Here is an 11,661-nt window from a genome sequence, read left to right on the forward strand (position 1 = left end):
TCAACGAAGTCCCCGGTCTGTAGGCGGTAGAAGTAGATGCCGGAGGTCAGGCCACTGGCGTCGAACGAGACCTCCAGTTGCGACCCTTTCAGCACATCGCACGCGGGCGGCAATCTCATGCCCGTTCTGGCTGCCCAGTTTCACCCACCGCGCCCGGCGGCTACCTCCAGGTATCCCGGCTCCTGTCGGATGTTCTCCAGGTCCGGATCATTCTTCATCCATTCGAGATCCTGAAATCCGCCGCTGACGGCACCGTTCAGGGCGGCCACTGCCTTCTCCACCTCCATTATCCTGGAATAGAAGCACGCGGCGTTGTATAGCACGAGAGGATCTGTGGGATTCAGGTCCATCGCCTTCGCCGCTTCCTCCCGCGCGTCGTCGGTTCGGTCAACCTGCACCAGGTTCTGCGCGTGGATCATCCGGGCGCGTGCGTCATCCGGATGCTGCGCCAGATAGCGGTCAAAGACCTCCAGCGCCCGATTGAGCGTTTCCTCGGTCCTCGCCATGTCTCCGAGCTTCTCGTACGCCATTCGAAGATCCATGTAGGCCGTATAGAAGTCCGGATTTAACGTGATGACTTTGTTGAAGAGATCCGCGGCCTCTTCGAAGCGGTCCGTACTGTGGTAGATGCGTCCCAGTACCCAGTAGCCGATGAAGTTGTCGGGGTCGAGTTCGATCGCCTTCTTGCCCGCCATCACGGCCTCTTCGTGCGTCTCCTTGTCGTACAGGTAGGCCGTTCCCAGGGCAGCATAGGCCTCCGACGAGTTCGAATCATACATCAAGGCTTTGAGACTGGACTCCACGGCGAGATCCCGCCACTCTACCTGCCGCGCATGGAACGCATACAATTGTGCATACGCTTCGCCGAGGCCCGCATGCGCGTCGGCATATCGAGGATCCAGCCCGATGGCGCGCTTGAAGAGCTGGATGGCATAGTGGATGTTGTTCTTGGTCAGACGGTATAGAAAGTCCCGGGCTCTGAGGTTACAGTCGAAGGCCTCGGCGTCGGTCGTCGATCGCTTCTCAAGAACAACCTTTTCCGTAGGTGTCAGCTTGAGCATCAACGCGTCGACGATTTGCTTCGAGACTTGCTCCTGAATGTCGAAGACGTCCTCGATGGTGCCCTTGAACGACTCTGCCCACAACTGCGAGTCATTCTGCACATCAATGAGCTGCGCTGTAATCCGGAGCTTGTCCTGAAACTTCCGAACGCTCCCCTCGACGATGTACCGAACGCCCAGCTCGCGACCGATCGTCCTGACGTCTTTGCTGGTACCCTTGTACTGCATCGACGTCGTCCGCGACACCACCCGCATGTCCTGAAGGCGGGACAGATTCATGATCAGCTCTTCCGTAAGACCATCGCTGAAGTAGTCGCTGTCCGCGTCCGGACTGATGTTGTTGAACGGGACGACGACTATCGCCTTCTTCTTGACCGTCTGCTCGGTCGTTTCCATCTCTCGACGAGCCTGAACGAGCGCCTCCCGAAAGTCGTGCGCCGACTGCCACCGGAGGTCGGATTCCTTCTCAAGCGCCTTCATTACGATCGAGTCGACGGACACCGGAATCTTTCGGTCCAGGTCGCTTGGCGACAGAGGGTGTTCATTCACGATCGCGTATGCCCACGCTGCCTCATAGCCAGCCTTGAACGGCAGTTCACCGGTAAGCATTTCATACAGGACCACACCGAGCGACCAGATATCCGCCCGGTGGTCGACATCGTGGCCCTGGGTCTGCTCGGGCGACATGTATGCTGCCGTGCCGAGCGTCGTGCCCTTGCTCGTGACGAGCCCGCTGCCCTTCACCTTGGCAAGTCCGAAGTCCATGATCTTCACCATGCCGCTCTCGGTCACCATGATATTGGCGCTCTTGATATCACGGTGAACGATGCCCTTCTCGTGGGCGGCGTGAAGTCCGTCGGCGATTTCCTTCGCGAAATCCAGAGCCTGACCCAGCGCCATCGAACCCGAGTCGACCTTCTGCTTCAACTCTGCCCCGTCTATGAACTCCATGACGATGAAGACCTCATCGTCGACCTCCTCGATTGCATGGATTGTGGAGATGTTCGGGTGACTGAGAGCTGCAGCCGCTCGGGCCTCAATCTTAAAGCGATCACGCTCCTCACTGACAGAGGCTATCTGCCGTGGAAGGAACTTGATGGCGACATGCCTGGAGAGCCGGGTATCCATCGCCTTGTAGACGATACCCATTCCCCCTTCACCAAGCTTTTCGAGAATCTCATAGTGCAGTATCTGTTTTCCAAGCATGTCGGTTGATTCAAAAGGCAAAATTATCGGACCGTAGGTAGACTCTGAATGTAACGAATTCGTGACCGAGAGCCACGAGAAGAACATCGTCCAGGCCGAAGCAGGCTTCCGGTCTGCCGGGCGTCGCACGACATCTGGCCGGCGCTGGCTTTGGATGCGCCCATCCGCCCATGGAATCACCCACTGTTTCGCAGGGCAATGGCATCCGTCGGATTGACGGGTGATTTCGGGCACTTCCTCGGGCGTGCCTGATACAATGAAGGAGAATGGGTTACTCACCCGATTCTTCGCTCCGATGCAGGTAATGTCGAAACTCGTACTGACGGTAGTCGCGACACTGATCGCGCTTCACGGGCTCCACGCCCAGGACACCGTCGCACAGGCGGTCAATCGCTCGTCGGCGGACTTCTCGACCTATCTTCCCATCATCGTCATCGATACTGAGGGACAGGCCATACCGGACGAGCCGAAGGTGCGGGCTCGCATGGGCATCGTGGACAACGGACCGGGGAACGTCAATTCGACCTCCGACGCATTCGGTTCTTACGATGGCTACATCGGTGTCGAACTGCGCGGTAGTAGCTCGCAGAGCTTCCCCAAGAAATCGTTCGCAATCGAGACGCGCGACGTGGACGGCAACGATATCGACGTTGCATTGCTGGGCTTTCCCGAGGAAGAAGACTGGGTACTTTACGCGCCGTATAGCGACAAATCGTTGATTCGCAACGTGCTCATCTTTGGGCTCTCCAACCGACTCGGTCGGTATGCAACTCGGACGCGCTTCGTCGAACTCGTGATCAACAATGACTATCGGGGGGTCTACGTGCTGATGGAGTCCGTCAAGCGCGACAGGAATCGCGTGGATATCTCTAAGCTTAATCCCGACGAGGTGGTTGGGGACAACTTGACTGGCGGCTACATCGTCAAGATCGACAAAGGCGGCGAGGGCTGGATCTCACCGTTTGCCCCGCGCGTCGGACTGAATCGACAGGTCAGGTATAGCTACCACTACCCAAAGACGTCCGAGATCGCATCTGAGCAGCAGGCCTACATCCAGGGTGTTGTGACGGCCTTTGAGGACTTGATGGCGAGCGACGATTGGGCCGATCCGAGTTACGGCTATTCCGCGCACATCGACGTAGATGCAGCGGTCGACTACTTCATCCTGCACGAACTCGCGAGGAACGTCGATGCGTACCGAATCAGTACGTACATGTACAAGGACAAGGACAAGGACAGTATCGGTGAAGGGAAGCTGGTATTTGGTCCGATCTGGGACTTCAATCTTAGCTTCGGAAACGTCGACTACTACAACGCCGGGAACTACATCGGCTTCCAGGTCGAGTCGGGCGTCCCGGACGCGGACGGCGCCCATCCGCCATTCTGGTGGAAGAAACTATGGGAAGATCCCGCCCTCAATCGAAAGGTGATCCAGAGATGGGAAACGCTGCGGCTGGGTCCGTTGCACAACGATTCTCTGATGCAGTTTATCGACGACATGGCCGGGGTCCTTGGTGAGCCGGCGGCACGCAACTTCGATCGTTGGCCCGTACTTGGTACGTACGTGTGGCCGAACGCCTTCATCGGCAACACGTTTTCCGAGGAGGTCGGTTTTCTTAAGGGTTGGCTGGTCGACCGTCTCTCGTGGATGGACGCGAACCTGCTGAGAGTGGTGACTGGTGTCGAACTTGCCGTGCCTCCAGCAGACGGGGGATATACACTGTCGTCCGTCTACCCGAATCCACTTCACAACAACCAGGGTTGGGTCACACTCGTCGTCGGTAGAGATCAGAGTGTTCGGGCAGACGTCTACGACGTACTCGGGCGACGCGTCCTTGCGGCTTTCGACGGAAAGCTTGTGGCGACCGAACAAAGGCAACTCCCGCTTGACACGCGGAGCCTCGGTTCAGGAGTCTACATTCTTCGCATCGCGGGGGACACGTTCGAAGCGGCGAGGCTGGCTGTAGTCGCAAGGTGAAGTCTCACGGCCGACGGGCTCCGCCGAAGTATGATGCCGCTGAATGTTGCCGCGGCGGGCGAGTCAGTACGGGTCCAGGTGATCTTCTAATGGCACCACCACAAGGCGGTCTCGCCACGACACATCTGTCGCGCCGACCGACGGGTTGCCGCGACACAACCATTCGGACTCGCCAGGCGCACTAGACCGCCAGCCCCTGCTCGTCCAGTCGCCGTACGAGCTCTGCGCCTCTCTCAGCCGTCAGCTCCACCATCGGTGGACGAACCTGTCGCCAGGCTTCGTCGCTCAGTCTCCGGGCCGTGAGGTACTTCAGAGCGGGCACCATGGGATAATCCTGGATGATGCTCCGCGTCGCACAGACAACATCGTTGAGGTTCGCGAGGTCGTCGTCGCCTCCGGCCCACGCGTCGTAGACCGCCCGGATCGCGCCTGCATTCACATTCGCCGTGGCCGTGATACATCCCGCGCTCCCCGCGTTAACTCCGTCGAGCAGAAACCGCTCCGAGCCCGGAAAGATGGCAAGCTCCGGGTAGCGCTCCAGGAGTCCGGCTGTGTTCGACCAGTCGCCAGAGCTGTCTTTGAGCCCCGCGATGATGTCCGCGTAATTCGCTAGCAGGATGTCAATCAGCCCCGTCGAGATTGGCACTCCGGATAGCTGCGGAAAGTGATACAGGTAGATGCGGAGATTCGGATCGGCCACGCGATCGATGACCGTGGCGAAGCTGCGCGCCAGTCCTTCGTCGCTCATTCCCTTGTAGTAGAACGGCGGCAGCATGAGAACTTTCGAGCAGCCGCGCGACAGGGCGTGGCCCGTGAGACGTACAGATTCAGTGAACGCGCAACAGCCGGTACCGACCATAAGACGGTTGGGGTCGACGCCGTCGTTTATTACGGCGTCCAGCAGGTCGGTTCGCTCTTCCACGGAGAACGAGTTGGCTTCGCTCGTCGTGCCGAACAGCACGAGGCCGTGGCAACCGCTGTCCAGAAGCCACCGAGCATGCCGGATAAATCGCGCGACGTCGATTCCAAGGTTCTTTTCGACAGGCACCAGGGCCGGGGACCAGACACCGTGCGCAGGGTGCGTCGCTGCCGGACCTGCAATCACTTGTTCGCACCAGAAGGGGATTCACTCATGGCGGTGCCAACTGTACTTGTGGATTCGTTGTTTCGAGTCGGCTCGCTGCATGGTGTAGATTCTTTGATCCGGCCGTCTCGCATGTTGGCTGCGGAAACAGTAAGCGAGAATTTCGCGGTCCGGAAATCTCTGCCGCCGGAACCATGATGGTCGGATTCAGCCGGGACCGTCTCATGACGCTGTAGCACTCGATACGCCGTAGACTCCGACCTTCTCGGCCTTCCCCCTGAGTTGGAAGTCACCGATCCAGTTGGTCAGTAAGCCCGACCCGTTTCGTATCTCCGTCTGCACCCGATCAGAGATCAGCATCCGCCGCCCGTCGGTCTTGCAGAGTTCAAGCAGGCGCGCCGCGGTATTGAGCGGATCGCCGTGGTATGCGATATCTCGTTTGATGTCTCCGACCTCTGTTGCAGTAACGCTTCCCACATCCGCTCCTGCACGAAACTGAGGCGCATGCCCGAAGCGATGCTCATAGTATTCGCTTCTCTTCGCCAGCCTCCGATCGAATCCGAAGAACGCCTCCAGACATTGCTCGGACGACACGGCATCGCCAGCGGTCCACGTCAAGACAACCTCGTCTCCAACGTATTGATAGATGCTGGCGCCGGACTCCAGTACGAAATCGGTGAGATCATGAAAGCATTCGTTCAGCAACTGACTGTACTGCCGGTGCCCCAGCGTCTCGGCTATTGTGGTCGAGCCCTGAAGATCTATGAACAGAAAAAGCCGATCCTCGCTCTTCGGCCGGTGATACCTGCCAGAGATCAGTGCGGCAAGATTGCCCGGTCCCACCTTCCGGCGAACCTCGCGAAGAAAATTGACGGCCACGACGCTCACGATGAACGACACGATGATCGAAACGACCAGTCTTCCGGTCATCGCTTGCATCATGCGCATTAGTTGGTCGCCCGGAAAGACGAAAAGGAGCAGGACGACGTTGGTGATCGATGCTACGACCAGAAGACACAACACATACACGCCGCTCTTGATAAGAATGATCTGCCCGAACGGTCGGCGTCGCAAGCGCGTGGAGTCCGACCAGACGTCGACCAACAGCATGGTCGCGGCGAAGCCGACGGCGGAGATCAGGAGCTCGACGTGTATGCCTGGACCGGACACGTACGTCTTCAGCATGCCATCTTTGAAGTAGTCCATCAGGCCCCACACCACGACGAAGTAGAAGAGGTAGAAGGTGGAGATCAAGAGAAAAAACGTGAGGCGGAAGTCCGCCAGTCTGGAGCGGTGCTTGGCTTTCATTCGAATCTTGTCTGGTGCCACTTCAGGAGGACCCGATTAGACTGCGGGCGCCCACTCAGTCAACCATGCAGCTGCAGGATACAACCCCGGTCGCGTGCGATACGCCTGACCCCGCTCCTGTGGTTTGTTTTTCTGATGAACGGCATCTCGTGTTCAGGTGTCAACCGGGGAATCCCTGATAGCAGCGCGCCGAAGCGCTTCACGGGGAATCCGGGGCGCCCGGACGTTATATTCGGGGTGACTTCACGAGGCATCCAACGATCCCATGCCCGGGAAACGCGTCTACACCGAGAGCGAGTTCAGCGCAGTCCTCAAGCGTGCAGCGGAGCTGCAGCGAATAGAGGGAGTCGACGACAGCCCGGGGCTGTATCTGGAGGAACTCCAGGAAATCGCGGTGGACGTCGGCATCGATCCCGACCACGTGAAGCGCGCCGCCTTTGAGCTGGATGAAGCTGAACCCGAGAAGGGTGATTACTGGCTCGGCGGACCTACCGACATCGATCTGGAGTGGATCGTCGAAGGCGAGATGTCGGACGAGAAATGGGAAGACGCGCTCGGTGAGATCCGGCGGGCGTTTTCGGCCGAGGGCGAGATCCGTCGGGAGGGTCGGACTCGTGACTGGGTCCACCGGGATCAGATGGGTGGCCGGGTGCACGTCAGTATGTCACCGGCTCGCAATCAGACCCGTATTCGCATTTCTTACGGGATGAAGGAATGGCTGTGGCTGTACGTGGTTTTCCTGTCCATCGGCATCGCCCCCGTAGCCGTACAGTATGCTCTGTTGAACCTCAGTGCCTGGCTGGAAACCGGGATCGCCGTCTTCGTGATGATGGCGTTCTACATGGTCGGATGGCTCAGCTTCAGGACCTTCACGCACAAACAGGATAGTAAGGCGCGCAAGTTGCTGGCACGTCTCGACAATCTCCTTGCCGAAGCGGGTACGGACACGGTCGACAGGGTAGACCTGATCGACACCTCCGAGGCCCGTCGTATCGATGATTCGCTGCTCGAGGATGAAACACGTTCGGAGCACACTTCACGCGGGCGTCGTCGTGAGCGCGACGAAAACTGACGGTCGTGCGGGTGTTTCCTCGGTCAAGCGGTTGGATCATCAAAGCGCAGTCGGTCCTGCCCGATTTCAGTCGGTCGTCCGATTTCTAGTATGAGCGCGTGACGTTCTATTCACGAATCACATAAAGAAATGAGTATCAGCGATTATGTAAAGAAGGGCGCGGAATCGGCCAAGGAAATGGCAGATTCACTTCTCGAGAAGTCGAGCGACGCCCTTGACGAGATCAAGGAAAAAGCGGAAGAGCTAAAGGACAAGGCCGAGGATGCACTTCAGAGGTCACCGTGCCTCGACCGCGCCACCGACATGTATGCCATGATCGGGGAAGGGAAGATGCTCGAGGCGTTCGACCTCTACTACCACGACGATGTAGTGATGCAGGAACCGTCGGGGGAGCCCAGGCGCGGAAAGGAAGCCAATCGCGCGTTTCATGAGCAGTGGATGTCCAACGTCGATGAGCGACACGGAGGCGGAACGACGGCGATCACGTCCAACGAGGACGACAACATCACAATCGTGGAGACGTGGAGTGATGTCACCTACAACGGCAAGCGAATGAAGATGGAAGAGGTTGCCGTGCAGCGGTGGAAAGATGACAAGATCGTGCACGAACGATTCTACTACGCGATGCCCGGGTAGACGTGCGCAGGATCGAAATGATGTCGGATCTCCATCGCGACACCATCACGGTCGCGATAGGCTCGCCGGCCGTCCGCGGGCCTGGGACATGCTCGCACATCAGGCTTTCGGCGTCGCACCCAGGCCCAGGTAACCTCGCACAAACCGCGATAGCAGTGCGGACGATTCCGGCGACTCCCTGAAGTTGTCCATGACTCCATCTAGCGAGTCGACGAATCCGGCCTGTGCGTATGAGTCGAGATACATGAGCGCCCGCTCACGATTCGCCTCCATCGACAGCTCGGGATGAAACTGCGTCATGTAAACGTCCTTCCCGGGAATGGTGGCGGCCTGATACTCATTTCGCTCGGAACTGGCGAGGTTCACGAAGATGGACGGCAGAGCGGCCGCATAGTCGGCGTGCCCGAACTGTGCGTAGAAGCGTGGCGCTACTTCCCGGAACAGATCGTCACGGGCGCCCGCCTCGGACACCGTCAACTCGAACGTACCGAACTCCGCCTTCGATTTGTTTGTCTCGACGCGTCCGCCAAAGCCGACAACAAACGCCTGAAAGCCAAAGCACGATGCGAAAACCGGCACACCGATCGACGTCAGGTCTTCGGCGGCGTCGATGAACTGACGAATCCATCCTTGATCGGCGGCGTCGCTCACGCTGAAGTCTCCGGATCCTCCCACCAGTATGCAGTCGGCAGAGGTGAGCTCTGATTTCGGCGGTGGTCCGGCGAGCAGATCCCACGGGACGATGTGGCGCTTGTCGAGTCCGAGTACGCGAGCGAACGCTGATCTCTCGTGAACGGCGGCCGGGTCGCCCTTCTTTCGAGCCTGAAGGAGAAGCAGTTTCATGACAACCGTCGGATGGCGGGCAAGGCCCGCCGGGCAGGATCAGGCGTCCGGGCCTTGGTCCTCGCCGAGCAGGTACCGGATCACGTCCTCCGCCGAGTACTCGGGATTCTCGAGCGACGCGAGCGGAAGATTGACGAGGTCGTCGCCGGCAGTGAACATCTTTTCCTCCGGTCCCCATTTCTGCATCTGCCCCAGATCGATATTGGACATGAGTGCATTGCAGAGACAGCCCCTTCCCTTGGTGTCTGCCGGGTTTCCGCCCTTGCTGGCCCAGATGTCCACGGGCTCTGCGGGGCAGCGCGTACTGAGCTTGTTCTTCTCGTCGACGTACATCTGCTGCAGGTAGCCGAGATCACAGATCCGGGTTCTCGTTTCGAGGTTGCCCGGGGCGCCGAGTGTGTCCTCGACCTCCAGGACCTTGAACGGAAAGCCTGTCACAGAGACGCGCCCATCGGTGCGAACCCTGGCGCGGCGTTGATGAATCAAGGTAATGAGTCGCCGTTTCGTTGCAGCAGGATATCCGGATTCGTTGGCCAGGCTGAAAAGCGAGCCGACCTGAACTCCGGTCGCACCCGCTTCGAGTGCCTCACGGAGTCGATCAGGTTTCCCAAACCCGCCGGCGAGATAAAACGGGTAGCCCAGTTCCGCCATCTTTTCGAGATTCGCGACATCCTTCTGGTCGTACACCGGATGACCGGCCTCGTCGTACTTCTTTCCCCTCGGCGGGGCGTTGTGGCCCCCTGCGATGGCGGCCTCAACGATGAATCCCGTGATGAGATCGTCCGGGAGCTTCTTCTGCAGAATGCGCGCCAGCAGGTCGGACGAGATGATGGGAAAGAACATTGGGTGCTCGAGCACCGGCGGATTCTCGACGATGTCGGCCGGGTCCAATTCGTAGTAGTACGACGTGGCGGGGTCGGGCGCAGCCGACGTATCCACGTCCATTCGTATGCGGGCCATTTGTCCGGCTGCCAGCTTCGGAATCTGTTCCGCTTCTTCGACCGGGATGCCCGCACCAATGAGAATGGCCCCGGCACCGGCGAGCATCGCGCCGTACATACATGCCAGGGAATAACGCTTCATCTTCGCGAGGAGGTTGATCCCGATGAGACCGTCGTGTCCTTCGCGCGCCAGGAACACTTCGCTGAATGCCGCCGCGCTCAGAATGCGCTGCGAGCGCACCGTAGGATTCGGCCGGTGAATGGGGAGGAGCCTGTAGGACGTTTCGGGGCCGATACCGCCCTCGACGAAGAAACGATCCACCAGGTAGCTTACGATGGACTGGTCCGGGTACGACTTCAGTGCGCGGATGCGTCCGTTCGGATCACCGTTCTGCAGTTCACGGACTACGACGGTATCAATACCGGTTCCTGACACCACGCCGAACTGCCCGAGCTCGGCCACGCGGCGCGCCAGGCGCCAGCTGGAGACTGCAACACCCATCCCACCCTGGATAATCGTAGGCAGTGTTCGCGGTGGGGTCGTGGAACTCATTTATGATGCTTCGTATGGGTCGTTTCGACTGGTTCCTACGAACGGTCGCGACCATCGTTCGTAGAAGATGCCTAATATACCGCGCCGAGAGCCGCGATCACACACGCAAACGGCGCGTATGGAACACTTCAACGGGGCAGGAAATCGCGACGCAACAAGTGTTTCGAGACTCCGAATTTCTTTACTTTCGAGATCCTACGAGCCGGTTAGGCGAGGGCGGTCTGCTGCCGATTCCAGGCCACCAGCTCTGTATTCAAATTCGAAAGCTCTAACAATCGGAATAATACACCATCATGGCAGACAAGAAAGTTATCGTCGTCGCCGGGGCTACGGGGGCGCAAGGTGGAAGCCTCGTTCGCGCCATTCTGAACGATGCCGAGGGGGGATTCAGGGCTCGAGCGATCACCAGAGACGCGTCGTCCGACAAGGCAAAGCAGCTTGCTGAACTTGGCGCAGACGTCGTCGAGGCCGATGTCGCAGACCTTGAAAGTCTCAAGAAGGCATTCGCGGGAGCGTACGGCGCCTACTGCGTGACGTTTTTCTGGGATCACTTCTCGCCGGCTAAAGAGCTGGAGCACGCCAACAATCTTGCGACGGCGGCGAAGGACGCGAATCTGAAGCATGTCATCTGGTCGACTCTGGAAGATACTCGTAACTGGGTGCCGCTCGACGACGACCGGATGCCGACGCTGATGGAACGGTACAAAGTCCCGCATTTCGACGCGAAAGGGGAGGCCAATCATTTCTTCGCTAACCTCGGCGTGCCGACCACTTTTCTGCTGACAAGCTTCTACTGGGAGAACTTTATCTACTTCGGAAGCGGTCCTCAGCGGGGACCGGATGGCAAACTGTCGGTGACGTTTCCGATGGGTGACAAGAAGCTGGCGAGCATCGGCGTAGAGGATATCGGCAAATGCGCCTACGGCATCTTCAAGAAGGGACTGGAGTATGTCGGCAAGACGGTCGCCATTTCGGGCGA

At 58.8% G+C, this 11,661-nt stretch carries 9 protein-coding genes; 4 read left to right on the top strand and 5 right to left on the bottom strand.

From position 1 onward, the window contains the following. Positions 1-140 precede the first annotated feature (140 nt). Positions 141-2,267 carry a protein kinase gene (locus HKN37_14900; protein ID NNE47937.1) on the bottom strand — a complete coding sequence of 709 codons (2,127 nt, stop codon included), beginning with the start codon at positions 2,265-2,267 and terminating at the stop codon, positions 141-143. Positions 2,268-2,571: 304 nt separating this feature from the next. Here HKN37_14900 and HKN37_14905 point away from each other — a divergent pair, with 304 nt between their 5' ends. Continuing rightward, positions 2,572-4,245, top strand: coding sequence for a T9SS type A sorting domain-containing protein (locus tag HKN37_14905; protein NNE47938.1), 1,674 nt, complete (start codon positions 2,572-2,574; stop codon positions 4,243-4,245). 181 nt (positions 4,246-4,426) lie between these two features. Here HKN37_14905 and HKN37_14910 read toward each other — a convergent pair whose 3' ends face one another. Together HKN37_14910 and HKN37_14915 are read right to left on the bottom strand one after the other, a co-directional pair. Then, positions 4,427-5,347: a dihydrodipicolinate synthase family protein gene (locus tag HKN37_14910; GenBank protein ID NNE47939.1), complete on the bottom strand. Its 921-nt coding sequence runs from the start codon at positions 5,345-5,347 to the stop codon at positions 4,427-4,429. 204 nt (positions 5,348-5,551) lie between these two features. Beyond that, positions 5,552-6,637, bottom strand: a complete 1,086-nt coding sequence (locus tag HKN37_14915) for an adenylate/guanylate cyclase domain-containing protein (GenBank protein NNE47940.1) — start codon at positions 6,635-6,637, stop codon at positions 5,552-5,554. Positions 6,638-6,902: 265 nt separating this feature from the next. On the opposite strand from HKN37_14915, the gene HKN37_14920 reads away from it, so the two are divergent. Beyond that, the gene (locus HKN37_14920; GenBank protein ID NNE47941.1) at positions 6,903-7,709 is read left to right on the top strand and encodes a hypothetical protein; all 807 of its coding nucleotides are present in this window, start codon (positions 6,903-6,905) and stop codon (positions 7,707-7,709) included. Positions 7,710-7,838: 129 nt separating this feature from the next. After that, on the top strand, positions 7,839-8,345 hold the full coding sequence (locus HKN37_14925) for a SnoaL-like domain-containing protein (protein NNE47942.1): 507 nt from the start codon (positions 7,839-7,841) through the stop codon (positions 8,343-8,345). 99 nt (positions 8,346-8,444) lie between these two features. Here the strand turns inward: HKN37_14925 and HKN37_14930 are convergent, their stop codons facing one another. Beyond that, on the bottom strand, positions 8,445-9,188 hold the full coding sequence (locus HKN37_14930; protein ID NNE47943.1) for a type 1 glutamine amidotransferase: 744 nt from the start codon (positions 9,186-9,188) through the stop codon (positions 8,445-8,447). Between the two features lie 39 nt (positions 9,189-9,227). Beyond that, a complete protein-coding gene (locus tag HKN37_14935) occupies positions 9,228-10,682 on the bottom strand; it encodes a nitronate monooxygenase (protein NNE47944.1) in 1,455 nt (484 codons plus the stop codon). A gap of 293 nt (positions 10,683-10,975) precedes the next feature. On the opposite strand from HKN37_14935, the gene HKN37_14940 reads away from it, so the two are divergent. Further along, positions 10,976-11,661, top strand: a 686-nt coding sequence (locus HKN37_14940; GenBank protein NNE47945.1) for an NmrA/HSCARG family protein, incomplete at its 3' end; no start/stop codon positions are given.

Source organism: Rhodothermales bacterium (assembly GCA_013002345.1).
Classification (GTDB): Bacteria; Bacteroidota; Rhodothermia; order Rhodothermales; family JABDKH01; genus JABDKH01.